This window comes from Pseudomonas sp. N2-3-1-14 (assembly GCF_041228395.1).
GTDB lineage: Bacteria > Pseudomonadota > Gammaproteobacteria > Pseudomonadales > Pseudomonadaceae > Aquipseudomonas.
Genome location: NZ_CP166199.1, coordinates 2833357 through 2859666 on the forward strand (window position 1 = coordinate 2833357; position 26310 = coordinate 2859666).

Below are 26310 nucleotides of genomic sequence, written 5' to 3' on the forward strand. Positions count from 1 at the left end.
AGCAAAGATCACATGTGGGAGGGGGCTTGCCCCTAATGGCGGTGGATCAGCCAATAAATCTATCCACTGAACCACCGCTTTCGCGAGCAAGCCCGCTCCCACATTGGGTTTCTGTACACCTGATGAACTGCATTATTTGGAAACACCATGCCCAACATCCTCCTGGTGGAAGACGACGCCGCACTCTCCGAGCTGATTGCCAGCTACCTGGAGCGCAATGGCTACCATGTCAGCGTGCTCAGCCGTGGCGACCACGTACGCGAACGCGCGCGCCTCAACCCGCCGGACCTGGTGATCCTCGACCTGATGTTGCCTGGCCTCGATGGCCTGCAGGTGTGCCGCTTGCTGCGCGCAGACTCGGCAGGCTTGCCGATCCTGATGCTCACTGCGCGCGACGACAGTCACGACCAGGTGCTGGGCCTGGAAATGGGCGCCGACGACTATGTCACCAAACCCTGCGAGCCGCGCGTGCTGCTCGCCCGTGTACGCACCTTGCTGCGCCGCAGCAGCCTGTCCGAACCCCAGGCGGCCAACGACCAGATCGTCATGGGCAACCTGTGCATCGACCTGTCGGAGCGCACCGTGAGCTGGCGCGAGCAGGCCGTGGAGCTCTCCAGCGGTGAATACAACCTGCTGGTGGTGCTGGCCCGGCACGCCGGTGAAGTGCTCAGCCGCGACCAGATCCTGCAGCGCCTGCGTGGTATCGAGTTCAACGGCACCGACCGCTCGGTGGACGTGGCCATCTCCAAGCTGCGCCGCAAGTTCGACGATCACGCGGGCGAGGCGCGCAAGATCAAGACCGTGTGGGGCAAGGGGTACCTGTTCAGCCGTTCCGAGTGGGAATGCTGATCCATGTTTCGTGTCCTGCTGCGCCTCTACCTGATCACCATCATCACCTTCAGTGCGGCAATCTTCCTGATTCCGCGGTTGGTGATCCAGCTGTTCGAACACCGTTACATGGACTACAACGTCGAGCAGACCCGTGGCATGCAGACGCTCATCGTCAAACAATACCTGCGCGTGCCGGTTGAGCGCTGGTCCCAGGTGACCGAGCAGTTGGGCCGCGACTTTGCGCCGCTGAAAGTCAAACTGCTGTTGCGCCAGGACGCCAGCTACACGCCCGCCGAAGAAAAGCTGCTGGAGCAGGGCAAGCCGGTGATCCGCCTTGGCGAATGGGGCTGGATGGAAGAAATCAGTTCGCCGGTCAACCAGCAGTTTGCGGTCAAGCTGACGATTCCCCCCGACCCGATGGACATGAACCTGCTGTACTGGTCGATGAACGTGCTGATCGGCGCCGCGCTGCTGGCATGCCTGCTGTTCTGGCTGCGTCCGCACTGGCGTGACCTGGAGCGCCTGAAAAGCACCGCCGCACAACTGGGCAAGGGCAACCTGGGCGAGCGCACGCAGATTCCGCCCAGTTCCAACATTGGCAGCCTGGCGTCGGTGTTCGACACCATGGCCGACGATATCGAGCGCCTGCTCAATCAACAGCGCGATCTGCTCAATGCGGTCTCCCATGAACTGCGCACGCCGCTGACCCGCCTGGATTTCGGCCTGGCGCTGGCGTTGTCCGAAGACTTGCCCCAAGCCAGCCGCGAGCGCCTGCAAAGCCTGGTGGCGCACATTCGTGAGCTGGACGAGCTGGTGCTGGAATTGCTGTCCTACAGCCGTCTGCAAAACCCGGCGCAACTGCCGGAGCGAGTGGACGTGGTGCTCGACGAGTTTGTCGACAGCGTGCTGGGCAGCGTCGATGACGAACTGGAAAACCCCGAGATTGTCATCGACGTGGCGCTCGATTGCGCGGTGGAGCGCTTCCGCCTCGACCCGCGCCTCACCGCCCGCGCGCTGCAAAACTTGTTGCGCAATGCCACGCGCTACTGCGACAAGCGCATTCAGGTGGGCGTCAAAGTGTGTGCCAAGGGTTGTGAGATCTGGGTGGATGACGATGGCATCGGCATTCCGCTAGACCAGCGTGAGCGGATCTTCGAACCTTTCTATCGCCTGGACCGCAGCCGCGACCGTGCCACCGGAGGCTTCGGCCTCGGCCTGGCCATCAGCCGGCGTGCGATGGAGGCCCAGGGCGGCACGTTGACGGCCCAGGCGTCACCCTTGGGCGGGGCACGGTTCCGGCTGTGGTTGCCCAGCGTCGGCTGATCAGAGCACCTTGACGGCGCGGCCGATCGCCTGGATCGGCCCGGTGGGTTTGCCGGTCGGCGAGCCATTCGGATCTTCCAGGGTCAGCTCGAACAATTGGTTGGGCGCCAGTGGCGGCAGTTTGTCCAGCGGCACCGACAGCGTCTGCCCTGGCTTGACCAACCCCAGCGACACCGGGCCTTGCCAGCCATCCGCCTTGGTCCAGAACTGCAGCGCCTTGTCGGCAGGCACTTGCATCACACCCAATGGAATCAACTGGATCTGCTGAGTATTGCTGGCCTGGATCACCCAACCCGGAGCCTGGCTTTGCGGCGCCACCAATACCACCACAAAAGTGGGTTCAGCAGCGGGCGGGCGGGTCAGCAGCAGCGTCGCCAGTACCCACGTCGCCATCAGCCCCGCACCGGCCAAACCGCGCCATAGTGCCAGCAGGTTCCACCACGATGTGTGCAGGTCGGCGCGGGTGTCGGCAGGCGTGACGGTGCGCTCGATGCGCCGCCACAGCTGGGCAGAAGGGGGCACCGGTTCGGCCAATGCGGTCAGCGGCAAAAGGCGCTGCTCCCATGCGTCCACCGCCGCGCGCAACTCGGCATCCTCGGACAAGCGCTGCTCAACCTCGGCGCGTTGCGCGGCGGGCAGGGTGCCCAGCACGTATTCGCCAGCCAGTTCGTCCAGAGGGTTGCTCATGCCATGCACTCCCGCAGCGCAGCGAGGCTGCGTTTGATCCAGGCTTTGACGGTCCCCAGCGGGGTGTCCAGTTTCTGTGCGATTTGGCTGTGGGAATAGCCGTCGACGTAGGCATGCAGGATGCACGCGCGACGGGCCGGGTCGAGCTGCTCCAGGCAGGCGTGGACCTGCCCCGAGCGCGAAGCGAATTCAAAGGTGTCGGTTGTGGCGATGTGCTCGTGCGCGTCGCCCAGGGGGGCTTCGCGGTAGTGATTGCGCACGGCGTTGAGCGCCAGGTGCCGGGTCACGCTGAACACCCAGCCGCGCGCCGAGCCGCGGTTGGGGTCGAAACTGCCGGCGCCCCGCCAGATCCTGATAAACGCGTCATGCACGATGTCTTCGGCCAGGGATTTGTCCCTGGCAATGCGAAAAGCCACGCCGAGCAAACGGCTGCTGTCCTGCTCATAGAGCTGGCGCAAGGCGCGTTGATCCCCACGGGCGCAGGCCAGCAGACAGGTTTCGTAATCAAAATCGGCGTCAGGCAAGGCCACGTGTTTCCACCATTGTCATAACAATCGCCACCGCACTGCAGGGCGCCGGCATGCCGGCGAAAAAGGGCACGGGCGCAGCGTAAACCCAGGTGCCCTGCGTCATCGTTGACGACCCTCGCCGGCAAGCCGGCCCTTACAAGGGCAGCGTAGCCGAGTTTGTTCTCAGTTGGCCGCCCAGAAGATGTAGTCGGCCTGGTACTTCACCACTGCCTGCGTGCCTTTGTTGGCAGCGCTGCACTCGGTGCTCGGCGCCACGCCACCCTTGAGCGCCACGCGCTGGATATAACTCACACCGCTCATTGCGCCTTTGCCTTCGGCCGGGTTGGCCTTGACCAATTGGTACGGCAGGTTGCCCGCACTGGACGGCGCCACGGCCAACTGCGTGCCGGTGATTTTCGAACCGTCCTGGGCTTGCCATGTAGCCGGTGGGCCGAAATAGGTGCCCACTGGCTTGCCGCTGCGGTCGTTCAACACCGCCTTGGGGCCGACAAACGTCCACTCGGTCTGGCCGGGAGCGTTAGCTTTGTCGCGGCATTCGTAGGTGATTTCGCCGACGCCTGTGGTCTCCAGCGCCACCTTGTGCCCATCCGGCACCTTGATGCTGTCGGGCAGGCCGGTCTGGGCGAAAGCTGTTGGCGCGGCGGCCAGCAGGGCGGTCAGGCAGAACAGTGCTTTAGCGTTCATCGGTGTTTCTCCATTGAGTAAAACAGCGGGGTCACTGTAAGCACTACCCAGGCCGCGCTCGATTGGATGCAGTGATTAGAAAATAAATACGCAAGGGCGCACACTGTGCCCCCGCTTTACCCGAGGAGAGATTGGCAATGACTGGTGTTCACACGTCTGCTCAACAGGGTTTCTCTGCCCAGGCCGTCACTTACGCCCAAGGCCGGCCCGACTATCCACGACAACTCACCGGCTGGCTCACTGATGCGCTGCACATCGATGCGCAATCGACGGTAATCGACCTGGGCGCCGGTACCGGCAAGTTCACCCGTTTGCTCAGCACCCTGGCGCCAACGCTGGTGGCGGTCGAACCGGTCGAAGCGATGGGCGCGCAGCTCAATAAACTGTTACCCGATGTGCGCCTGGTCAATGGCACCGCCGAATCCATTCCCCTGGAAACCGCCGTCGCCGATGCGGTGGTCTGTGCGCAGGCGTTCCATTGGTTTTCTACCGAAGCCGCGCTGGCAGAAATCCACCGCGTGCTCAAACCCGATGGGCGCCTGGGGCTGGTGTGGAATGTGCGCGATGAATCGGTGGATTGGGTCGCCGCCATCACCGACATCGTCACCCCCTATGAGGGCGACACGCCGCGCTTTCATACAGGCCGCTGGCGCGAAGCCTTCACCGGCGAGTATTTTTCCGCACCCGAAATGACCTGTTTTGCCTATCAGCATGTCGGCAGCCCTCAGGAGGTGATCATGGATCGCTTCCTGTCGGTGAGCTTTATCGCGGCGCTGCCCGCCGCCCAGAAAGCCCGCGTGACCGCGCAATTGCAGGCACTGATCGACACGCACCCTGCCTTGCGGGGGCGTGACACTGTGGCGTTTCCGTATCAGACGCAGGCCTACGTCTGTCAACGGCTGACACAAAAGGCATAAAGTCAGATCATATTGATATAAGTCGTTATAAGAAAAATCGCTATCCTGCGGCCAGAAATTTATAAGGCCGCGGGTAGCTGTATGGATGTGGGTAACTTTGGTTTTGTCATCGCCGGCCTGGTGGTTGGTTTTATCGTCGGCATGACCGGTGTCGGTGGTGGGTCTTTGATGACCCCGATCCTGTTGTGGTTCGGCATCAACCCGGCGACCGCCGTGGGCACTGACTTGTTGTACGCGGCCATCACCAAATCAGGTGGCGTGCTGGTGCACAGCAAGAACAAGAATATCGACTGGACCATCACGGGTTGGCTGACCTTGGGCAGTGTGCCTGCGGTGCTGCTGACCCTGTGGTTCCTTGCCAGTCTGCATACCGACCCCAGCGCCATGAACGCGGTGATCAAGCAGGCGCTTGGTGTGGTGTTGCTGCTGACGGCGCTGGCGATTCTGTTCAAGAAAAGCCTGCTGGCTTTTGCACAGCGGCATGCGGGTGATGACTATCACATGAGCTCGCGCAACTTGAACCTGTTGACGGTGGTGACCGGTGCGATCCTTGGCACCATGGTTGCCCTGACGTCCATCGGCGCGGGTGCGCTTGGGACCGTGGCGCTGTTTATTCTGTACCCGTTTCTGGCGACGCGTCGGCTGGTGGGTACCGAGATTGCCCATGCTGTGCCGCTGACGTTGGTCGCGGGCCTGGGGCACGCGAGCATGGGGAATATGGATTGGCATTTGCTGGGCTTTTTGCTGATGGGGTCGTTGCCGGGGATTTACCTGGGGAGTCACATGACCGGTAAGGTTCCTGATGGTGTGTTGCGGCCTTGTCTGGCGGTTATGTTGATGACTATTGGCTATAAGTTGGCGTTCTGATGTTTTCAGGTTTCTGAGTGGGGTGAGTACATATCCGTTGCTGCGGTAACGGCGGCTGGCGGTTCCGCTCTTACAGCGGGTCACTTTTGGCAAAATCACAGCAACACACCTCTATCTGATGCACAGACACCCAAATGTGGGAGCGGGCTTGCCCGCGAATGCGGTGGTTCAGTCAGCCCATGTGTCACTGGCACACCGCCTTCGCGAGCAAGCCAGCTCCCACCTTCGACCGAGTACAACCGACACCCACCTACCTGACGCACAGAGATCCAAATGTGGGAGCGGGCTTGCCCGCGAATGCGGTGGTTCAGTCAGCTCATGTGTCACTGGCAGGCCGCCTTCGCGAGCAAGCCCGCTCCCACAAGTTGACCGATTGAAGATGCCAGCACCTCACTGCTTGGCTTTTCTGTGGGAGCTGGCTTGCCTGCGATGCAGACAACTCGGTCCATCAGGCCCACCGGGTTGATGCCATCGCAGGCAAGCCAGCTCCCACATTTGATTGAGTTCAGCTTCAAGGATCAGGTTGGCTGTCAGGCCGCCTCGGCGGTGCTTTTGATCTAAACACAGGTCGGCTACCAGGCCGCCGTGCTCTGCTTTTGATCTCAGGCACACCGAAGCGTGAGCGAGGTGCCGAGTGGTGGGGCAAGAGCCCTTTGGTTACTTTGGGGCTTTTCCAGAGTGACCCGCCGTAAGGGCGGAACCTATCTCAGCCATCATCCAACCAACGGATATACCCCCAACCCTGAGCGATCAAAAAGCCTACCCCTTGGCCGGTCCATTCCCGATTTGCCACACAAACGGCGGCTCAGTGCCGTTAATCACCCAGTCCCCCACAATCCGCGCCTTGTAGATCACCGGATTATGCGACGACACCGTCCGCGCATTGCGCCAGTGGCGATCAAGCGCTTTACCCTGGCGCACATCCGACGCCCCCAGCGCATTGAACAACTCCGTGGTGGCCCGCTGCACCAGCGCCGACACCACCACCTGCGCCGTCGCCGATTCAATCTCGGCCGCCACATTCGCCTCCCGCTCGGCCACCTCATCCCCGGCAAACCGCGCCAGGTACGCCTGTTGCGCCGGCACTGCCGCCTTTAACGCACTGGCCTCGGCGGCATACACCAGCGCCGCCACTTCACCTACCACTTGTTGAACCTGCGCATCCTGGCTGACATGCGCGGCATTGCCATGGCTGTAAATGCGTTTGCGACTGCGCACCTGATGAGCCACGTCGCTAAGTGCCGCACGACCAATCCCGGCCAGGCTCGCCAGCAACACCAGCTGATAAAACGCGGTCTGGTACTTGAACCGGGTGGCAAAGTCGATAACGTTTTCCGCGTCCACCACAGCATCGGTAAAACGGCTGGTGCCACTGCCCGTGGTGCGCTGGCCAAAGCCGTCCCAGTCATCGCTTTGCACCACGCCAGGCTGACGCGTGCGGGTGGCGGCGATCACATCGGCGCCGGTATCGCTGCGCTGGGCGTACACGTCGATCCAGTCGGAGAAAAGGCTGCCGGTGCTGTAGAACTTTTCACCGTTGAGTTTCCATTTATCGCCGTCGGGGCTCACCTGAGTGACCACCTCGCCGATGGCCACGTTGCCGATTTCGGTCCAGGCGCAGCCGACGATGTCGCCCTCGACAAAGCGCTTGAACCACAGGTCGCGGCCAGCGCTGGGTGGCGCATTCAGACGGTCCTCGGCGAAGGCGAAATGCCCGCGCAACGCCTGGGGCACATTCGAATCGGCAGCGGCCAGCTCGATCAGCAACTCGAACAACTGCGGCAGCGACGCGCCACCGCCGCCGTATTCCACCGGAACTCGCACGGCGCCAAAGCCGGCCTGCTTGAGCCATTGGATCGGTTCATAGGGCAGGGCGCGGGTCTGTTCGCGCGCTACCGCACCTGCGGCAATGCGCTGGAAGATCGGCCGAAAACGCGCGGCCAACGTGGGGTAATCGACACCTGTGGACAGCGGGTTGATGACGTGTTGTTCGCTCATGGGGGGCAGCTCCTTGGCAGTATCAGTCCTTGGGTGATTGCACAGTTCGTGCCGATGGCTGCAGCCCGTGTTTGCAGGGGATGAAAGCCATCCACTGTTGCTCCGGCAACAGCAGATCGACAAATCGGTGTAATCCATGACATTGGCGGCTCAGCCCTGCGAGATGGGGATTTTTACCGCGACGCCCATGGCCAGGGCGTTTGCACCGGCCTGGCACGCTTGCTGCTCTAGCCCTGGAACATCCCTTCGTGCGAGGTACTGCCAGATGAGTCAGCAAGCCGTGAAATTTGCCTATTGGGTGCCCAACGTCAGCGGTGGGTTGGTGGTCAGCAAGATCGAGCAACGCACCCATTGGGGCATCGACTACAACCGCAAACTGGCGCAGTTGGCCGAAGCGGCCGGTTTTGAATACGGCCTCACGCAAATTCGCTTCACCGCCGGCTACGGCGCGGAAAACCAGCATGAATCCGTAGCCTTCAGCCATGCGCTGCTGGCGGCGACCACCACGCTCAAGGTGATCGCGGCCATCTTGCCCGGCCCGTGGCAGCCGGCCTTAGCGGCCAAGCAACTGGCGACGATCGACCAACTGACCAATGGCCGCATCGCGGTGAACATCGTCAGTGGCTGGTTCAAGGGCGAGTTCCAGGCCATCGGCGAACCCTGGCTGGAGCACGATGAGCGTTACCGCCGTTCCGAGGAGTTTATCCGCGCGTTGAAAGGCATCTGGACCCAGGACGACTTCACCTTCAAGGGCGACTTCTACCGCTTCAACAATTACACCCTCAAGCCCAAGCCCCTGGGCCAACCGGAAGTGTTCCAGGGCGGCAGCTCGCGCGCGGCGCGGGACATGGCGGCGCGCGTGTCGGACTGGTATTTCACCAACGGCAACACCCCGCAAGGCATCAAGGCTCAGGTCGATGACATTCGCGCCAAGGCGGCGGCGAATAACCATTCGGTCAAAGTCGGTGTAAACGCCTTTGTGATCGCCCGCGACACCGAAGAAGAAGCCCGCGCCGTTCTTGCCGAGATCATCGACAAAGCCGACCCGGAGGCGGTGAATGCCTTTGGTGACGCGGCCAAGCAGGCCGGCAAAGCTTCACCGGAAGGCGAGGGCAACTGGGCCAAATCCAGTTTCGAAGACCTGGTGCAGTACAACGACGGCTTCAAGACCAACCTGATCGGCACGCCGCAGCAGATTGCCGAGCGCATCGTTGCGCTCAAGGCCGTGGGTGTGGACCTGGTGCTGGCGGGCTTCCTGCACTTCCAGGAGGAAGTCGAGTACTTCGGCAAACGCGTGTTGCCGCTGGTACGTGAGCTGGAAGCCAAGGCCGGTATCAAGCAAGTGGCTTGAACAGCACCACCGCCGCGCGCAACTTGTTGTTGCCAAAGCGGCACATGCGTTCGAACTCCCCATGACTGACCGGCAAGTGCTGGCAGTCCAGGGGCTGGCGGTGCTGGCTGTGGTCTACATCCGGGTCGTGCAGGTAGACGAAGTCGTCGTCGCAATCGGTGACCATCACCCAGTGTGGCGACTTGGAGCGGGTGAGGCGGTAGCTGCTGATCAACACCAGCGGCTGCCCGCCATCGCGCAGTACCTGCGGCAAATCCAACGCGCCGCCGAACACCTGCTCGACGTCGCTGCCGGCCAGTTCTTCTTCGAACGCCTCGTGCACCAGGCGCATGACGTCCTTTTTATGCTGGTCGCGCACGCCGTCCAGAAACAGCGGGCCGCGCACATTCACCTGCATGCGTACGCGAAAGCCCCGACGCCACGCCGCCAGGGCCAAGCCTTGCGGGCTGCAGCCGCCGTGACCGGCGGTCATGAACACGGTGGTGGCTTCACGCCAGATTTGCAGCTCTTCGCGCCGGCCGGCCACGCGCGTCGGCACCAGTGCGCCCATGGCCATCAGCAGGCACGCGGCGCCACAGGTGAAGTCGGTGGTTTGCTGGTAATACGGCCCGTTTTGCGGGCGCGCGTCCTGGTGCTGGACGATGCGTTTTTCCAGGCGCAGGGCCGGTGCATGGTCTTTGTAATAGTCATTGATCAGCGCGAAGCGCCGGTAGCCATTGCGCTCGTACAGGGCGAGGGCGCCGGGGTTGTCGGTGCGCACTTCTAGGCGCAGGTAGGCGCAATCATGCGCCACGGCGCAGGCTTCGATGCGCGAAAGCAGCTGCTTGCCCAGGCCCATGCCGCGTGCGTGTTCGGCGATGGCGATGGAGTACAGGCGCGCCAGTGAGGTGCCGCGATGGAACAGCACCAAGGCGTAACCGAGCAAAACGCCATCATTTTCGGCGACGAGCAACTGGCCATGAGCGCGGCTGATCATCCACTGGAAACTGCGCGGCGAGAGCCGGTCGGTGGTGAAACAGTGCTGTTCCAGTGCCACCAATTCGGGCACGTCAGCGGGGGTTGCAACGCGAAAGGAAAGAGCCATATGACCGCCGTAAAAGTTGCGTAACGAAACGGGACTTCTCTAAAAGATCGTGCTTAATAGAAAAGGTCGAGTTCTCTAAAGCGGATCAAATATTATGTCGGCGGTACAAAGTCATTGGCGTGAAGTATCCGAGCAAACTGTCGCGGCGACAATAACTTCCACGGGTTATTTTTCTCCTCCCCTTAAAGGCTCCAGTCAAGTCGTGATTATTGTCGAACGCAAGGAAGATTGGGCCTCCTACTTTCCCAGCGAAGACATCGTCACCGCGCAGGAATACCTTGAGCAAACCCGCGAGAGCGAGACGGGCAAGCGCGTGCAGGTGATCAACCTGTGCCGCAGCTATAAATACCTGGGGCATGGTTATTACTGCTCGCTGTTGGCCGAGGCGCGCGGGCACAAGGTGATTCCGTCGGTGCGCACCATCAGTGAACTGACGAAAAAGTCGCTGTATGGCCTGTCGCTGGATGACCTGGATAAAACCCTCGATAAAGCCTTGAGTCATCACCTCTACAGCAATACCGAAGGCTTTACCCTGACACTTTACTTTGGTCGGACCAATATAGAGCCGTTGCAGGAGTTGGCCCGTCAGTTGTTTGAAACCTTCCCGTGCCCGATTCTGTTAGTTGAGTTTCGCAAGAATAACGGCTGGCACATCGAAGGGGTCAAATCCGGCGTGTTGCACAAGTTGCGTGATGACCAGGAAGACCAGTTTGCCCACGCCCTGGACAACTTCAGCCGCAAGATCTGGCGCCAACCGCGTTCACGCAGGCTGGCCCGCTACGACCTGGCCATCCTGCACGACCCGCAGGAGCAATTGCCGCCCTCCAATGCCCGCGCCCTGGAAAACTTCGTGCGGGTCGGCAAGGGCCTGGGCATCGATGTGGAACTGATCGAGCGCAAGGATTACTCGCGCCTCGCCGAGTACGACGCCTTGCTGATCCGCGAGACCACCAGCGTCGATAATCACACCTACCGCTTCGCCAAAAAGGCCGAGAGCGAAGGCTTGGTGGTGATGGATGACCCGGCGTCGATCCTGCGCTGCACCAACAAGGTGTACCTCACCGACCTGCTCAACAGCCACCAACTGGGCATGCCGGCCACCGAGATTCTGTACAAGGAGCGACCGGAAGATTTCGAGCGGGTGGGCGAGCGCCTGGGCTTCCCGCTGGTGTTGAAGATCCCCGACGGCTGTTTCTCGCGCGGTGTGATCAAGGTGGAAAGCCAGGAGGCCTTGCTCAAGGCCACCGCTGAATTGTTCGAGCATTCGGTGCTGTTGCTGGCCCAGGAATTTTTCTACACCGAGTACGACTGGCGCATCGGTGTACTCAACCGCAAGCCGATCTTTGCCTGCCAGTACTTCATGTCCAAGGGCCATTGGCAGATCTACAACCACAAGGCTATCGGCCAGGACATCAACGGCGAATGCCGCACCCTGGCGGTCCACGAAGCGCCCAAGGCGGTGGTGGAGCTGGCGGTGAAGACCGCCAACCTGATCGGCGACGGCCTTTACGGTGTTGACCTCAAGCAGTCCGGCGACAAGGTGGTGGTGATCGAGGTCAACGACAACCCCAACATGGACGCCGGTATCGAAGACGCCTACCTGCAAGACGACCTGTACGCGCTGGTGCTGGAGGAGTTCGTGCGGCGCCTGGAGTTGAAGCGCCAGGGCCAGGTGTGGTGACGCGCGATGATCCAGCGCTTTGAATTGACCGGTGGAAAGTTGTGCGGCGCGGGAAGTGATGATGCGCCGATCATGTTGTTCAACAACCCGGACCTGGCCGAACGTGAATGGCTGCGCGACCACCACAAGCTGGATGAACATGCGCTGGCCTCGGCCCTTGACCCGGATGAAGTGTCACGCATCGAATTTCACCCCGACAACCTGTTCCTGATCTGGAAACGCCCGGAAAACTACTCCGGCGGCGGCAACCTGGTGTTTGAGGTGTCGTCGTGCGGCTTGTTGTTTTCGCAGGATCGCCTGCTGGTGATTGCCACCGATGAAACCCCGCTGTCGGGGCTCGGCGCGCGCCGGCCGCTGCACACGTCGTTGGATGTGCTGCTTGATTTGTTGCTCAACAACATCCACCACTACCTGGGCCACCTCAAGGTGATCAAGCTGGTTGCGCGCGAATTGCAGCAACAGTTCAACGCGTCGATGAGCAACCATCACCTGATGCAGATGTTCAGCCTCAGCGAAAGCCTGATCTATTACATCAATGCGCTGCACAGCAACGGCGCGGTGCTGTCGCGGCTGCGTAATCACGCTGAAAAAGAGCATTTCAGTGCCGAGATCCTGGGGTTGATCGACGACCTGATCATCGAAAACCATCAGTGCTACAAGCAGGCGGAGATCTATTCCAATGTGTTTTCCGGATTGATCGACGCGCGTGGCAACCTGATGAACAACAGCATGAACAACCTACTGCGCAAGTTGACCCTGATTAACGTGGTGTTCCTGCCGCTTAACCTGATTGCCAGTGTGGGTGGCATGTCGGAATTCAGCATGATGACGGCGGGTACGCCGTGGTGGGTGTCGTACCCGCTGCTGATGGCCGCGATGGCGTTGGGGGCCGGCTTGATGGTGCTTGGGCTCAAGCGAATCGCGGGCGGGGCAAGTGTGGTGTGAGTACCTAGCCGTTGCTGCGGTAAGGCCCGCTTGGTAATGCGCTGGGGGCCTGCGTTCCACAGCGCATCACCCTGATGTCATCCGATCCAAAAATGTGGGAGCGGGCTTGCTCGCGAAGGCAGTGTGTCAGCACACATGAGTTGACTGACCCACCGCATTCGCGGGCAAGCCCGCTCCCACAATTTGACCGAGTTCACCTACCAGCACCGCGGTGCTTGGCTTTTCTGTGGGAGCTGGCCGAGTACACACGACACCCATCTACCTGATGCACAGAGACCCAACTGTGGGAGCGGGCTTGCCCGCGAAGGCGGTGGTTCAGTCAGCCCATGTGTCACTGGCACACCGCTTTCGCGGGCAATCCAGCTCCCACATTAGAGTGGGTTCAGCTTCCAAAATCAGGCCGCCTCGGCTTTGCTTGTGATCTAACCACTCAACTGCCGTCACCCCAAAAATGGGCATGCCCCAGCACCAGCCGCCACACCCACATCTACACGCCTCAGTCCGTTACCTGCAAGGTAAGCACCTCAAACCCGTTGGCCGTCACCGCCACGGTATGCTCCCACTGCGCCGACAGGCTGTTGTCCTTGGTCACCACCGTCCAGCCATCTTTCAAGTCGCGCACCTTGGCGCTGCCCTGGTTCAGCATCGGCTCGATGGTAAACACCATGCCTTCACGCAGTTCCAGGCCGGTGCCGGGGCGGCCGAAGTGGAGGATTTGCGGTTCTTCATGCATCTGGCGGCCGATGCCGTGGCCGCAGTATTCGCGCACCACGCTGTAGCCGTTGGCCTGCGCATGGCTCTGGATCGCATGGCCGATATCACCCAGGCGCGCGCCCGGTCTGACTTGGCGAATGCCGGCCCACATGGCTTCAAAGGTCTGTTCCACCAGGCGCCGCGCCTTGGGCGCCACGGTGCCGATCATGTACATCTTGCTGGCGTCAGCGATAAAGCCGCCTTTTTCCAGGGTGATGTCGATGTTGATGATGTCGCCGTCCTTGAGAATATCCTTGGCGCTGGGCATGCCATGGCACACCACCTCGTTGATCGAGGTGTTGATGCAGAAGGGATAGTCATATTGCCCCAGGCTTGCCGGGCGGGCTTTGAGGTCGTTACGAATGAACGCCTCGACGGCGCTGTCCAGCTCCAGGGTGGAGCGGCCGGCGGCGACAAATCCGTCAAGCATGTCGAAAACCTGGGCCAGCAGGCGTCCGGATTCACGCATCACTGCCAGTTGGGCGGCGGTCTTGATCATCAGCTGCGCCCCCGGATCAGGTCGGGCTTGTCCAGCAACAGCTTGTTGATCAGCTCGTTGTAGGGCAGGTGTGGGTTGAGTTCGGCGAGCAGGCCGATCTTGATCCAGAACTCGGCTTGGGCGTTGATGGAGCGGTCCATAGCAGCGCTGGCCAGGCGAAGTTGTTCGTGCAATTGGTCGGTGATTTTGACGATGCCCATGACATTCACTGTTTGGAATTGATATACAAAGCGTATGCGTTTCGTATGCTGGCCGTAAACCCCTGCCGGAGAATGGGTGGTTGGGCATTGACGTGGCCGGTGAGTGGCGGTTAATTTCGTGACATGACATTTCAAGCCTTCCGCAGCCAGCCAAGCATTATTACCGCCATTCCTCATTTGGCGGGATAGCACACGGCTGCACCCAAACCCGCCCTGGAGGCGGGTTTTGTTTTTCCGTCTCAGGGCCCTGTAAAAACGCCAGGAGACACCCATGAGCATGTGCCCCGTCCCCCACACCGCTGATACGGCATTGCTTGAACACTATGTGAAAAAGATTCTGGCCGCCCCGGTATATGACCTGGCAGTGCGCACGCCCCTGCAAGCGGCACCCGCGCTCTCGGCATTGCTGGGCAATCAGGTGTTGCTCAAGCGCGAAGACCTGCAGCCGACTTTTTCTTTCAAAATTCGCGGGGCGTACAACAAATTGGTGCAGCTCACGCAGGCGCAAAAGGCGCGGGGCGTGGTGACGGCGTCGGCGGGCAACCACGCCCAAGGTGTAGCGCTGGCGGCGCGCGAATTGGGGATCAAGGCAAGCATTGTGATGCCGTGCACTACGCCTGAGCTGAAGGTGCTCGGCGTTCGCTCCCGAGGCGCCGAGGCGGTGCTGCACGGTGAGAGCTTCCCGTTTGCCCTGGCGCATGCCCTGCAATTGGCCGAGACCTCGGGTTGCACCTTTGTCTCGCCGTTCGATGACCCGGACGTGATCGCCGGCCAGGGCACCGTGGCGATGGAAATTCTGCGCCAGCAACAGGGCGCGCTGGACGCGATCTTCGTGCCGGTGGGCGGCGGCGGTCTGATCGCGGGGATCGCGGCGTACGTCAAATACCTGCGGCCCCAAGTGCGCATCGTCGGTGTCGAGCCTGAGGGGTCCAGCTGCCTGTTGGCGGCGCTGCGCGCGGGCGAGCGCGTGGTGTTGCCCAGCGTGGACGGGTTTGCCGACGGCACGGCTGTGGCGCAGATCGGCGCTTATGGTTTTGAAATCTGCCGCGACTGGGTGGACGAAGTCATTACTGTCAGCAACGACCAGTTGTGCAGCGCGATCAAGTTGATCTATGACGATACGCGTTCCATCACCGAGCCGTCCGGGGCACTGGCGGTAGCAGGCATCCGCAAGTACGTGACGCAAAACGCGCTGCGTGGGCAAACCTTGGTGGCAGTGAACTCCGGGGCAAATATCAACTTTGATAGTTTGCGACATGTTGCAGAAAGAGTCGCAGCGCAGGGTTCAAATTAGTGCATAACCGTTTAATCAACGCTGTTCGCCGAGAATTTGCACGCAGTTCCAAGACTTATATAACCGCGCGTGCCGCTTATGAGGAAAAGTTACAACGAGAATGGATTTTGCCGAGTACGCTGATGATTGTAAGCGTCTTCCAGGGTCGGTAAGACGTGGCAGACACGCATCTGCCGGACATAACAATCTGTTGGCAGTCTCATGAAAGGAGAGGTTGGCCATGCTTTCGGAATTAGAACTTCGCAGTATTATTGAAGGAAGTTTCCTGCCTAAACGGTGCGAATGCACCAAAGCCGAAGATGCTTCGTTGACGATCAAAGTCTATGACGACCGTGACCGCGACCGAGTGGATTTGGAAGTAAAAGGTATAAACGCTGACAAACTCGACAGCAGTCGAGCCATTTGCAACCTGATCAGCGGGTTGCGTGAAGACCTCAAGCATACCCATTCGCCCGCTCTGCAAAGAGTGGGAGGGCGCGGCTAGTAATCAGGCGTTGTGCGAGGTTGAGTCACTGGGGAACTGCGGGCCTGGTAGAGGCCAGGCCCAATACGGTTCTGTCGCCAGTGTAAGGAATCAATTCTGGAAATCGCAGGCTTCGGACATTTTCCGGTAGCCGACGTCTTCGACTTTGCCCGCGGTGTCGACAAACTTGATATCGGCGTTGATGACTTTGCAAACGTTGGTGTCGGTTTCATGCATCGCAATCACCGTTTTAACGTTCATGGGCATGCCGTACTGGTAGGGCACCGGTTTGGTCGCTGTGGCTTGGGTGTCTGCCTGGGCCAGGCCCGAGACGGTTGCCAGCGCCAATGCGCCGCCAAGCATCAAAGTGCGCAGTTTCATGGTAGTTCTCCGCAAGTGGGTACACCTTCACTCTCGGCTCGCGGGATTAACCATCGATTAATTTTGCCTTGGCTGACAAAACCTTCATCTTTTTTACCAACGCACAGTGTTGGCCGACATACAGCCCAACGCGTTGGATGTACCCGTCGCGGTCAGCAGGCTCTACTCGCCCTGACGCTGATTGCAAGCCACGAAAATACGTGGCCTGCAGTCATGGGCAATCAGCCCAGCTGAGCGCGGTACGGCAAGTCCGGCCCGGTCTTGCTGCACGTCAGGGCGGCGGCGCGAATGGCGAAGTCGAGCATGCTGTCGATCTGCTCGCGCGACAGCTGTTGCAAGCCCTCTACCGAATCAAGCTGCTGCTCGGTCAGCCAGGCAATCAACGCCGCCTGGAAGGTGTCACCGGCACCCACGGTGTCGGCGATCACCACCTTGACCGCTGGTGCAGACCAACTGCCGTGCTGGCGACTGAACACCGTTGCGCCGTCGCCGCCTCGGGTCAGAAACACCAGTTGGCAACGGTGCTGCAACCAGCCTTGCAGCACGCTTTCCGGTGACTGGTCGGGGTAGAGCAGGTGCAAGTCTTCGTCGCTGACTTTGATCAGGTCGGCATGCTTGACCAACTCGCCCACGCGATCACGCCACAGTTGGATATCCGGCTGCGGGTTGAGCCGCACGTTGGGGTCCAGGCTGATCAGGCGTTTGCCGCTTTCGCGCTTGACCAGGTTCAGCAGCGTGTCGCCGATGGGTTGCACCACCAGCGAAAACGAACCGATGTGCAGCCCACGAATTTCATGGCCCAGGGTGGGCAAATGCACCACCCGCAGCTGGCGGTCGGCGCAGCCTTCGCCGCGAAAGCTGTATTGCGGTGAGCCATTGGCGCCCACAGCCACCATCGCCAGCGTGGTCGGCGCGGGAAATTCCACCAGAAATTGCTCACTCACGCCCTCGTCCTTGAGCACTTGCAGCAAGCGCTGGCCGAGAAAATCATTGGACAACCCGCCGAACAACGCGGAGTCGATGCCCAGACGGCGCAAGCCCACGGCCACGTTGAACGGCGAGCCGCCGGCAATCGCCTTGTAATTGACCTTGGACGCCTGACCGCTGGCATCCTCCTCGCTGAAAAAATCAAACAGCGCTTCGCCACACACCAGATACATAGTCGTTCGCTCTTAAAGGGTTGCCACGAGTTGTTGATAGCGCTCGTAAGCGTGTTGGTAGGCAGTGACACTGGCCGCCACCGGCAGCGTGCGGCTGGCCGGGTCGACGCTGACGCATTTGTCGCACAAGCTGGCCAGGGACTCGCCGGACTGGCTCCACGCCGCCTGGATCGCCGCGCCCAGGGCGGCGGCTTCGCTTTGTTCGGTGCAGACGACTTCGGTGTTCATGATATCGGCGACCATCTGACGCCACACCGGGCTTTTTGAACCGCCGCCGATCAGGCGGATGCGCAGGCTTTGCAGGCCGGTCTGGCGCAGCAGGTCCAGGCCATAACGCAGCCCAAAGGTGGTGCCCTCGACCACCGCACGGCACAGGTTGGCGCGCGTCAGGTTGGTCATGGTCAAGCCGTGCACGCTGCCGGTGGCGTGGGGCAGGGCGGGCACACGTTCGCCGTTGAGAAAGGGCAGCATGCTGACGCCGTCGGCGCCAATCGGTGCCTGGGCGACCAAGGCGTTGAAGGCGGCCAGGTCGAGGTCGAACAATTCGCGTATCACGCCGGTGGCGTTGGTCAGGTTCATCGTGCAAATCAACGGCAGCCAACCGCCGCTGGAGGAGCAGAAGGTCGCCACCGACGCTTGTGGGCTCACAGTCGGCTGATCGGCAAATGCATACACGGTGCCCGACGAACCCAGGCTCATGGTGATCACGCCGGGCGCGATGTTGCCGGTGCCGATGGCGCCCATCATGTTGTCGCCGCCGCCGCTGGAGACGCGGGCGTTGGGGTTGATGCCCAGGCGTTCGGCGATGGCGGGCAGGATCGTGCCCACGCTTTGATTCGCCTCGATCAGTTCAGGCAGGGCAGCGTGCAGGCGGCCGCTGGGGTCGATGTGCTGAAGCAGCGCCACGTCCCATTCGCGCGTGCGCACGTTGAAATAGCCGGTGCCCGACGCATCGCCGAATTCCGCGACGGCGCGGCCGGTGAGCCAGAAGTTGAGGTAATCGTGAGGCAGCAAGATATGCGCGATGCGTGCGAACACGTCCGGGTGCTGCTCGCGGGTCCACAGCAGTTTGGACACGGTGTAACCCGGTGCAATCGCCACGCCGAGGCGTTCCAGGGAGCCGCTTTCGCCACCCAGGTGTTGCAGCAGGCGGTCGTTTTCCGGTGCGGTTTCGGTGTCGCACCAGAGTTTGGCCGGGCGCAGCACCTGGCCCTGGTCATCCAGCAGCACCAGGCCGTGCTGCTGGCCGGAAACGCCGATGCCGAGGATGTCCTGGCCGTCTACGCCGGCCTGCTGCAAGGCGCGGTGCGTGGCTTCGGTAAAGGCGTCCAGCCATTCCTGGGTATGTTGTTCGCGCCGGCCATTGGCGCCGCTGATCAGCGTGTGGCTGGCGGCGCCCAGGCCCAGTACCTTGCCGCTTGTGGCGTCGAGGACGATAGCTTTGGTGCCTTGGGTGCCGCAGTCGATGCCAAGGTAAAGGTTTTGCTGGGTCATGGTGGAGTGCTCAGCAGTGTTGTTGTTTTGGATTGAAAACCCGATCAACGGTGGGAGGGGTTTGCCCCCGAAAGCAGTGGGTCAGTGAAGGGCATTTGACTGATATACCGCCATCGGGGCAAGCCCCCTCCCGCAGGGTTAAGCCGGTTTCTTCAGGAGGTGCTGCAGGGTTGCGGTAACGCCGTTATCGCGAAGGCTTGCATAGCACCGCTCAAACGCTGCCACAAACTCGGGAGAGTTGGGAATAGCCTTGCCAAAAATCTCCTCCACACCCAGCAACCGCTGGCTGATCAACGCATCATCGCTCACCAGTCCCTGACAGAACGCCGCGCGCGGATCAGGGATTTTGTAGCTCACGCCATTCTCATCGACGCCCTTCAAGTACAGCGCCCAGGCCGCGACCACCAGCGCCGCGCGCTCGGTCTCACGCCCATCGGCAATCAAGCGATTGATGGTCGGCACGGTGAACTTGGGAAACTTCGACGACCCGTCCGAACACACCCGCTCCAACTGGTCGGCAATCGCCTGATTGGAGAAGCGATCCACCAGAGTCTGCTTGTACTCGGTCAGGTCGATGCCCGGCACCGGCGCGAGGTTGGGTGTGACGTCCAGGTCCATATAGGCGCGCATATAAGCCACAAACACCGGGTCGTTCATGGTCTCGTGCACAAACCGGTAACCCTTGAGAAAACCCAGGTAAGTCAGGGCCAGGTGGCTACCGTTGAGCAGGCCGATCTTCATCTCTTCGTAGGGCGTGACGTCATCGGTGAACTGCACGCCGACCTTTTCCCAGGCCGGGCGTCCATTGACGAACTTGTCTTCCAGCACCCATTGCACAAACGGCTCGCACACCACCGGCCAGGCATCGTCGATGCCATGGTCGTCATGCAGCTGCAAACGGTGGGCGGTGCTGGTCATCGGCGTGATGCGGTCGACCATCGCGTTCGGGAAGCTCACGTTGGCCTTGATCCACGCGTGCAGCTCGGCGTTGTGCAGGGCGGCGAAGGCCAGCAGCGCTTTGCGTGTGACGGCGCCGTTGTGCGGCAGGTTATCGCAGGACATCACCGTAAACGCCGGCACACCGGCCGCGCGACGTTGAGTAAGCGCCGCGCAGATAAAGCCGAACACGGTTTTCGGCGATTCGGGGTGCGCCAGGTCATGCTGGATCTGCGGCAGGTGGGCCATGAACTCGCCGTTGCTGTCGTCGATGCAGTAGCCGCCTTCGGTGATGGTCAACGAAACGATGCGAATCTGCGGGTCGGCCAGCTTGTCGATCAACGCCTGGGCGCCGTCTTCGGCCAGCAGCATGTCGCTGATCGAGCCGATCACGCGCACTTCGGTGTCGTCGGTATCGCCCAGTTCATACAGGGTGAACAGGTAATCCTGGCCAGCCAGGTCGTCGCGAGCCTTGCGGTCTTCGGCGCGCAGGCCGACCCCGCAGATGCTCCAGTCGAGGCCCTCGCCTGTGTTCATCAATGCGTCGGTGTAATACGCCTGGTGCGCGCGGTGGAAGCCGCCGACGCCGATATGCGCGATGCCCTGCGTGGTGCTGGCAATCGCATAGGCCGGGATTTTCACGTGCGGCGCCAGTTGGGTCAGGTTCTGTTTATTCAGTTTCATCACAAATCTCGCGAAATCAGGCGGCAGCGCGCAGTGGGCGGGCCACGGCCACGCCGTCGGTGTCGAACAGATGGCAGTGCGCCGGGTCCAGGTGCAGGTGCAGGGTCTCGCCGTACTGGCTGGCCATGTCACCACGAATGCGCATGGTCAGCGGCTCGCCGTTGGCGGTGATCACGTGGCAGAAGGTGTCGCTGCCCAGGCGTTCGCCAACGTCGGCGGTGACGGTCAGCGTGGTTTGGCCGGGCGAGGCGATTTCCAGGTGCTCCGGACGAATGCCCAAGGTCACCGCGCTGCCGACGCTCAGGGTGGCGCCGCTCAATGGCAGGCTGATGGTGGTGCCGGCGTCCAGTTGCACGTCGCAGCCCTGGCCTTCGACGCGGGTGACTTTGCCCTTGAGAAAGCCCATTTTCGGCGTGCCCAGAAAGCCTGCCACAAACAGGTTGGCCGGCTGGTGGTACAGCTCCAGTGGTGAGCCGACTTGTTCAATGCGGCCGCTGTTGAGCACCACCACTTTGTCGGCCAGGGTCATGGCTTCGACCTGGTCGTGCGTCACGTAAATCATGGTCGCCTGCAGCTCTTTATGCAGGCGCGCGAGTTCCAGGCGCATCTGCACGCGCAGGGCGGCGTCGAGGTTGGACAGCGGTTCATCGAACAGGAAGATCTTCGGGTTACGCACAATCGCGCGGCCGATGGCCACACGCTGGCGCTGGCCGCCGGACAACTGTTTGGGCTTGCGCTCCAGCAGCGGGCCGAGCTCAAGGATGCGCGCCGCTTCGCTGACCTTGCTTTCCACCAGCTTCTTGTCGACGCCGGCCAGGTCCAGGGCAAACGACATGTTCTTGCGCACGCTCATGTGCGGGTACAGCGCGTAGGTCTGAAACACCATTGCCAGGTCGCGCTTGGCCGGGGTGACTTCGGTGATGTCGCGGCCATCGAGCTCGATGGTGCCTTCGGTGACTTCTTCAAGGCCCGCGATCAGGCGCAGCAGGGTGGATTTACCGCAGCCCGAGGGGCCGACAAAGACCACGAATTCCTTGTCGTTCACTTCCAGGTCGATGCCCTTGATGATGGAAAAGCCTTCGAAGCCTTTTTGCAGATTCTTGATTTTCAGGTTGGCCATGGGATGGGCCTCCGCTTTGAATTTTTTATTGAAAGACCGTTATTTCACGGCGCCGAAGGACAAACCGCGCACCAGCTGTTTCTGGCTGATCCAGCCGAAAATCAGGATCGGCGCGCAGGCCAGGGTCGACACGGCCGACAATTTGGCCCAGAACAAGCCTTCGGGGCTGGAGTAAGAGGCGATCAGCGCGGTCAGCGGCGCAGCATTCGAGGAGGTCAGGTTCAACGACCAGAACGCCTCGTTCCAGCACAGGATCAGCGACAGCAACACCGTGGAAGCCAGGCCACCCTTGGCAATCGGCAGCAGCACGCGGACCATTTCCTGCCACAGCGTGGCGCCATCCAGGCGGGCGGCTTCGAGGATGTCCTTGGGGATGTCTTTGAAGTAGGTGTAAACCATCCATACCACAATCGGCAGGTTGATCAGGGTGTAGATGATGATCAGCGCAATGCGCGTATCCAGCAGGCCAAAGCTCTTGGCCAGCAGGTAGATCGGCATCAGCACGCCCACCGGCGGCAGCATCTTGGTGGACAGCATCCACAGCAGCGTGCCCTTGGTGCGCTGGGTTTCGTAGAACGCCATGGAGTAGGCGGCCGGTACCGAAATCAGCAGGCACAAGGCCGTGGCGCTGAACGAAATCACCACGGAGTTCCAGGCGTAGGCGAAGTAGTTGCTGCGCTCGTTGATGTGCAGGTAGTTCTCCAGCGTCGGCGTGAAGATGAACTGCGGCGGGGTGGCGAACGCGTCGATTTCGGTCTTGAAGCTGGTCAGCACCATCCAGAAGATCGGGAAGAAAATCAGGATCGCGATGGCCCAGGCCAGGGTGCCGAGCAACAGGCTTTGCAGGCGGCGGGATTGTTGAAGCGTCATGGCGCGGCCCTCAAGGCTTGTCAGTCAGGTTTTTGCCGATCATCCGCACCAGGATGATCGCCGCAATATTGGCGATGACCACGGCAATCAAGCCGCCGGCCGAGGCCATGCCCACGTCGAACTGCACCAGCGCCTGGTTGTAGATCAGGTAGGCGAGGTTGGTCGAGGCGTACCCCGGACCACCGTTGGTGGTGGTGAAGATTTCGGCAAACACCGAGAGCAAAAAGATCGTTTCGATCATCACCACCACGGCAATCGGGCGCGCCAGGTGGGGCAGGGTCAGGTGCCAGAAGATCGCGATGGCGCCGGCACCGTCCAGGCGTGCGGCTTCCTTTTGTTCCTGGTCCAGGGACTGCATGGCGGTCATCAGCAGCAGGATGGCGAAGGGCAGCCATTGCCACGACACAATGATGATGATCGACAGCAACGGGTAGTGCGCCAGCCAGTCCACGGGCTCGGCGCCGAACAGCTTCCACACCGCGGCGAGAATCCCCGACACCGGGTGAAAAATCAGGTTCTTCCAGATCAGCGCACCGACGGTGGGCATGATGAAAAACGGCGAAATCAACATCACCCGCACCACGCCGCGGCCGAAAAACTCACTGGCCTCAAGCAGGGCGCTGATCAACACGCCGAACACCACGCTGATCAACAGCACGCTGCCCACCAGCAGCAAGGTATTGGTGGCGCCGGGCAGAAAGCCCGAGTCGGTGATGAAGTACGTGAAGTTTTCCAGGCCCACGAATTGGTTTTCGCCGGGGTAGAGCAGGTTGTAGCGGATCAGCGAAAAGTACAGGGTCATGCCCAGCGGCACGATCATCCACAGCAGCAGCAAGGCCACCGAGGGGCTGACGAGGAACCAGCCGGGGTTGGCCAGTCGGCTTTTGCGCGGCTTTTCAGGCGCGGCGGTTTGCACTTTGGCAGTGGTGGTATTCATAGGGTCAGAACCAGTCAAGTACGTGCAGAGCGAGAGTCGAAGCGCGGTCAGTGTGGGAGCTGGCTTGCCTGCGATGGCATCAACTCGGTTTAAACAGAAAGACCGAGGTGTCTGTATCGCAGGCAAGCCAGCTCTCACATAAAGCAGTTCCCACATTTACAGGGGGATGCCTGCTTTACTTGGGATAACCCGCCCGCTTCATTTCACGCTCGGTGGTGGTCTGCGCGGCGGCCAAGGCTTGATCCACCGTTTGCTGACCGGTCAGCGCGCCCGAGAAGAACTTGCCGACCTGGGTACCAATGGCCTGGAACTCAGGAATGGTCACCAACTGGATACCGATATACGGCACCGGCTTGAGGGTCGGTTTGGTCGGGTCGGCGACTTTCAGCGATTCCAGCGTTACCTTGGCGAACGGTGCGGCCTTCATGTATTCGTCGCTGTAGGTCGACTTGCGCGTGCCTGGCGGTACGTTGGCAATGCCGTCGGTCTTGGCCACGAGCTGGCTGTATTCCTTGGACGTTGCCCAACTGGTGAAGACCTTGGCAGCGTCCTTGGCTTTGGAGCTGGTGGGGATCGCCAGGCTCCAGGAGTACAGCCACGACGTGCCCTTGTCGGTCGTCTCGTGCGGGGCGAAGGTGAAGCCCACGTGGTCGGAGACCTTGCTCTGAGTCTTGTCGGTGACAAACGAGCCGGCCACGCTGGCATCGACCCAGATCGCGCATTTGCCGCTGTTGAACAGCGCCAGGTTTTCGTTGAAACCGTTGCTGGAAGCGCCCGGCGGGCCGGATTTCTTCATGTTGTCGACGTAGAAGTTCAGCGCGTCCTTCCACTCGGGGCCGTTGAATTCGGGTTGCCACTTCTCATCGAACCAGCGCGCGCCGTAGCCGTTGGCCAGGGTCGTGATCAGCGCCATGTTCTCACCCCAACCGGCTTTGCCGCGCAGGCACAGGCCGTACTGCTCTTTGGTCTTGTCGGTGAGTTTGGCCGCGAATTCGCCGATCTGGGTCCAGGTCGGGTGCTCAGGCATGCTCAGCCCGGCGTCCTTGAACAGGTCGGTGCGGTAGTAGGTGATCGAGCTTTCGGCGTAGAACGGCAGGGCGTAAAGCGAGCCCTTGACGGACAAACCGTCGCGCACCGAAGGGAAAACATCATCGAGGTCGTAGGATGCCGGCAGATCTTTCATCGGCTCCAGCCAGCCCTTGGCGCCCCAGAGTGCGGCTTCGTACATGCCGATGGTCAGCACGTCGAACTGTCCGCCCTGGGTGGCGATGTCGGTGGTCAGGCGTTGGCGCAGCACGTTTTCTTCGAGCACCACCCAGTTCAACTTGATGTCCGGATGCTCGGTCTCGAAGGTCTTCGAGAGTTTTTGCATGCGGATCATGTCGCTGTTGTTGACGGTGGCAATGGTCAGGGTTTGCGCGCCAAAACTGACGGCGCTGAGGGTCATGCATACAGTCATGCAAGAACAGGCAAGCAGCGTTTTTGCTGTGAACTTCATCGCGCACTCCATTTCTGCGCCCAGGGGCTACAGAAGGACAGTTATTGTTGTTGTGTCTTCCCACGAACAGTCAGGAAGAGTGTGCGTTGATTACAGCCTTCAAATGGGGTTATGACAAATCCTTGGGCGCACTTGGACTGATACTTTTTTGCACTCATCACTTCGCTTGCTGAACCAGTTAAGCCAGGTTCTGTTCCGTCAGCCGCTGCACCGCCAGGCGCCGGTAGTGGGAGGGCGTCATGCCTTTGAGCTGCTGAAAGCGCCGGTTGAAGTTGGAGATGTTGTTGAAACCCGACTCGAAGCACACGTCGGTCACGGCTTTATCGCCGTCTGCCAGCAATTCGCAGGACTTGCTGATGCGCAGCCGGTTGACGAACTCGATAAAGGTGCGTCCCGTGGCCTGTTTGAATACGCGGGAAAAATACGTAGGCTTCATGCCCAGGTATTCCGCGACTTCCTCCAGCGATAATTCGCGGGCGTAGTGGGCGAAAATGTAGTCCACCGCGCGGTTGGTGCGGTCGATGCTGTGCTCGTCCGCCAGTTGCGGGGTGGTCACGCCAGACAACAATTGGTAGTGCTCACACGCGCTCAGCACTTCCAGCAGGATAAAGAAATGCCCCAGGCGCGCCATGCCCTGGGCGTCTTCGATGCGCTGCATCAACGTCATGGCCTGGGCGATGGTTTTTTTGCAGCGGAACTCGATGCCGTACTGCGCACGTTCCAGCAACGGCGCCAGGCTCTTGAGCTCGGTAAAGATCTGACTGCCGCCCTCAAACAGCTCGTCGGTGAAGTTGACCAGCATGTCGCGCTTGGGCACGACCTCGTCTTCCTCCACCTGGCTGATCCAGTTGTGGGGCAGGTTGGGGCCGGTGAGGAACAGGCTTTCCGGATAAAAATTGCCGATGTAGTCGCCGATAAACACCTTACCGGAGCTGGCGACAATCAAGTGCAGCTCGTATTCCTTGTGGAAATGCCAGCGCACCAGCGGGCACGGGAAGCCGTGTTGGCGATAGATGATGGACAGACCGTTGTGATCGTCCATCAGCTCGTAGGAAGGGTCGGTGATTCGCGTTGCTCGGGTCATGCTGCCGTCGCTTTATTGTGGTTGCTGCCAAGGATAATG

Annotated in this window: 25 protein-coding genes; 9 read left to right on the forward strand and 16 right to left on the reverse strand. The window is 60.8% G+C overall.

All coding sequences use genetic code 11. The annotated features are described in order from the left end of the window. The first annotated feature begins 147 nt into the window (after nucleotides 1-147). Together AB5I78_RS13120 and AB5I78_RS13125 are read left to right on the forward strand one after the other, a co-directional pair. Nucleotides 148-849: a response regulator transcription factor gene (locus tag AB5I78_RS13120; protein ID WP_145165677.1), complete on the forward strand. Its 702-nt coding sequence runs from the start codon at nucleotides 148-150 to the stop codon at nucleotides 847-849. Nucleotides 850-852: 3 nt separating this feature from the next. Beyond that, a complete protein-coding gene (locus AB5I78_RS13125; RefSeq protein ID WP_369302320.1) occupies nucleotides 853-2154 on the forward strand; it encodes an ATP-binding protein in 1302 nt (433 codons plus the stop codon). Here AB5I78_RS13125 and AB5I78_RS13130 read toward each other — a convergent pair whose 3' ends face one another. From AB5I78_RS13130 to AB5I78_RS13140, 3 genes are all read right to left on the reverse strand, one after another. Continuing rightward, nucleotides 2155-2841: an anti-sigma factor domain-containing protein gene (locus AB5I78_RS13130; RefSeq protein ID WP_242197205.1), complete on the reverse strand. Its 687-nt coding sequence runs from the start codon at nucleotides 2839-2841 to the stop codon at nucleotides 2155-2157. Continuing rightward, nucleotides 2838-3365: a sigma-70 family RNA polymerase sigma factor gene (locus AB5I78_RS13135; protein ID WP_369302377.1), complete on the reverse strand. Its 528-nt coding sequence runs from the start codon at nucleotides 3363-3365 to the stop codon at nucleotides 2838-2840. Before AB5I78_RS13135 ends, AB5I78_RS13130 begins: the two co-directional genes overlap by 4 nt. Nucleotides 3366-3533: 168 nt before the next feature. Next, the gene (locus AB5I78_RS13140; RefSeq protein WP_369302318.1) at nucleotides 3534-4055 is read right to left on the reverse strand and encodes a DUF3455 domain-containing protein; all 522 of its coding nucleotides are present in this window, start codon (nucleotides 4053-4055) and stop codon (nucleotides 3534-3536) included. Nucleotides 4056-4192: 137 nt separating this feature from the next. Here AB5I78_RS13140 and AB5I78_RS13145 point away from each other — a divergent pair, with 137 nt between their 5' ends. After that, a complete protein-coding gene (locus tag AB5I78_RS13145; RefSeq protein ID WP_369302317.1) occupies nucleotides 4193-4972 on the forward strand; it encodes a methyltransferase domain-containing protein in 780 nt (259 codons plus the stop codon). A gap of 81 nt (nucleotides 4973-5053) precedes the next feature. Next, nucleotides 5054-5839: a sulfite exporter TauE/SafE family protein gene (locus tag AB5I78_RS13150; protein ID WP_145165672.1), complete on the forward strand. Its 786-nt coding sequence runs from the start codon at nucleotides 5054-5056 to the stop codon at nucleotides 5837-5839. 759 nt (nucleotides 5840-6598) lie between these two features. On the opposite strand, the gene AB5I78_RS13155 is transcribed toward AB5I78_RS13150, so the two are convergent. Continuing rightward, entirely contained in the window at nucleotides 6599-7837 is a 1239-nt protein-coding gene (locus AB5I78_RS13155) for an acyl-CoA dehydrogenase family protein (RefSeq protein WP_145165671.1), read from the reverse strand. A gap of 265 nt (nucleotides 7838-8102) precedes the next feature. Here AB5I78_RS13155 and sfnG point away from each other — a divergent pair, with 265 nt between their 5' ends. Further along, the gene (gene sfnG / locus AB5I78_RS13160) at nucleotides 8103-9188 is read left to right on the forward strand and encodes a dimethylsulfone monooxygenase SfnG (RefSeq protein ID WP_242197192.1); all 1086 of its coding nucleotides are present in this window, start codon (nucleotides 8103-8105) and stop codon (nucleotides 9186-9188) included. On the opposite strand, the gene AB5I78_RS13165 is transcribed toward sfnG, so the two are convergent. Beyond that, the gene (locus AB5I78_RS13165) at nucleotides 9172-10272 is read right to left on the reverse strand and encodes a peptidase C39 family protein (protein WP_369302316.1); all 1101 of its coding nucleotides are present in this window, start codon (nucleotides 10270-10272) and stop codon (nucleotides 9172-9174) included. The two genes, sfnG and AB5I78_RS13165, sit on opposite strands and share 17 nt — an antisense overlap. Before the next feature lie 94 nt (nucleotides 10273-10366). On the opposite strand from AB5I78_RS13165, the gene AB5I78_RS13170 reads away from it, so the two are divergent. Both AB5I78_RS13170 and AB5I78_RS13175 read left to right on the forward strand, forming a co-directional pair. After that, nucleotides 10367-11953, forward strand: a complete 1587-nt coding sequence (locus tag AB5I78_RS13170; protein WP_145165668.1) for a RimK family protein — start codon at nucleotides 10367-10369, stop codon at nucleotides 11951-11953. A 6-nt stretch (nucleotides 11954-11959) separates the two neighbouring features. Beyond that, nucleotides 11960-12898 (forward strand): magnesium transporter CorA family protein, encoded by a 939-nt coding sequence (locus AB5I78_RS13175; RefSeq protein ID WP_369302315.1) that lies wholly within the window; start codon nucleotides 11960-11962, stop codon nucleotides 12896-12898. A gap of 496 nt (nucleotides 12899-13394) precedes the next feature. Here the strand turns inward: AB5I78_RS13175 and map are convergent, their stop codons facing one another. Together map and AB5I78_RS13185 are read right to left on the reverse strand one after the other, a co-directional pair. Beyond that, a complete protein-coding gene (gene map / locus AB5I78_RS13180) occupies nucleotides 13395-14150 on the reverse strand; it encodes a type I methionyl aminopeptidase (RefSeq protein ID WP_369302314.1) in 756 nt (251 codons plus the stop codon). Next, nucleotides 14150-14350 carry a ParD-like family protein gene (locus tag AB5I78_RS13185; RefSeq protein ID WP_003190946.1) on the reverse strand — a complete coding sequence of 67 codons (201 nt, stop codon included), beginning with the start codon at nucleotides 14348-14350 and terminating at the stop codon, nucleotides 14150-14152. The genes map and AB5I78_RS13185 overlap by 1 nt, the downstream gene beginning before the upstream one ends. A gap of 271 nt (nucleotides 14351-14621) precedes the next feature. On the opposite strand from AB5I78_RS13185, the gene ilvA reads away from it, so the two are divergent. Both ilvA and AB5I78_RS13195 read left to right on the forward strand, forming a co-directional pair. Then, a complete protein-coding gene (gene ilvA, locus AB5I78_RS13190) occupies nucleotides 14622-15644 on the forward strand; it encodes a threonine ammonia-lyase, biosynthetic (RefSeq protein WP_369302313.1) in 1023 nt (340 codons plus the stop codon). Between the two features lie 220 nt (nucleotides 15645-15864). Continuing rightward, entirely contained in the window at nucleotides 15865-16128 is a 264-nt protein-coding gene (locus AB5I78_RS13195; RefSeq protein ID WP_145165664.1) for a DUF1652 domain-containing protein, read from the forward strand. 90 nt (nucleotides 16129-16218) lie between these two features. Here AB5I78_RS13195 and AB5I78_RS13200 read toward each other — a convergent pair whose 3' ends face one another. The 9 genes from AB5I78_RS13200 to AB5I78_RS13240 all read right to left on the reverse strand — a co-directional run bounded on the left by AB5I78_RS13200 (nucleotide 16219) and on the right by AB5I78_RS13240 (nucleotide 26271). Continuing rightward, complete coding sequence (locus AB5I78_RS13200) at nucleotides 16219-16488, reverse strand: DUF2790 domain-containing protein (RefSeq protein ID WP_145165663.1); 270 nt, start codon at nucleotides 16486-16488, stop codon at nucleotides 16219-16221. A 221-nt stretch (nucleotides 16489-16709) separates the two neighbouring features. Next, nucleotides 16710-17648: a carbohydrate kinase gene (locus AB5I78_RS13205; RefSeq protein WP_369302312.1), complete on the reverse strand. Its 939-nt coding sequence runs from the start codon at nucleotides 17646-17648 to the stop codon at nucleotides 16710-16712. A gap of 12 nt (nucleotides 17649-17660) precedes the next feature. Then, on the reverse strand, nucleotides 17661-19142 hold the full coding sequence (gene xylB, locus AB5I78_RS13210) for a xylulokinase (protein WP_369302311.1): 1482 nt from the start codon (nucleotides 19140-19142) through the stop codon (nucleotides 17661-17663). 138 nt (nucleotides 19143-19280) lie between these two features. Further along, nucleotides 19281-20762, reverse strand: coding sequence for a mannitol dehydrogenase family protein (locus AB5I78_RS13215; protein ID WP_145165660.1), 1482 nt, complete (start codon nucleotides 20760-20762; stop codon nucleotides 19281-19283). 16 nt (nucleotides 20763-20778) lie between these two features. Next, nucleotides 20779-21882: an ABC transporter ATP-binding protein gene (locus AB5I78_RS13220; RefSeq protein ID WP_145165659.1), complete on the reverse strand. Its 1104-nt coding sequence runs from the start codon at nucleotides 21880-21882 to the stop codon at nucleotides 20779-20781. 39 nt (nucleotides 21883-21921) lie between these two features. Next, on the reverse strand, nucleotides 21922-22752 hold the full coding sequence (locus AB5I78_RS13225) for a carbohydrate ABC transporter permease (RefSeq protein WP_016968929.1): 831 nt from the start codon (nucleotides 22750-22752) through the stop codon (nucleotides 21922-21924). Nucleotides 22753-22762: 10 nt separating this feature from the next. Next, nucleotides 22763-23689, reverse strand: coding sequence for a carbohydrate ABC transporter permease (locus AB5I78_RS13230; RefSeq protein ID WP_106577881.1), 927 nt, complete (start codon nucleotides 23687-23689; stop codon nucleotides 22763-22765). Nucleotides 23690-23864: 175 nt separating this feature from the next. Further along, nucleotides 23865-25148: a sugar ABC transporter substrate-binding protein gene (locus AB5I78_RS13235; protein ID WP_370004756.1), complete on the reverse strand. Its 1284-nt coding sequence runs from the start codon at nucleotides 25146-25148 to the stop codon at nucleotides 23865-23867. Nucleotides 25149-25365: 217 nt separating this feature from the next. Beyond that, entirely contained in the window at nucleotides 25366-26271 is a 906-nt protein-coding gene (locus tag AB5I78_RS13240) for an AraC family transcriptional regulator (RefSeq protein WP_106577883.1), read from the reverse strand. Nucleotides 26272-26310: the final 39 nt, after the last annotated feature.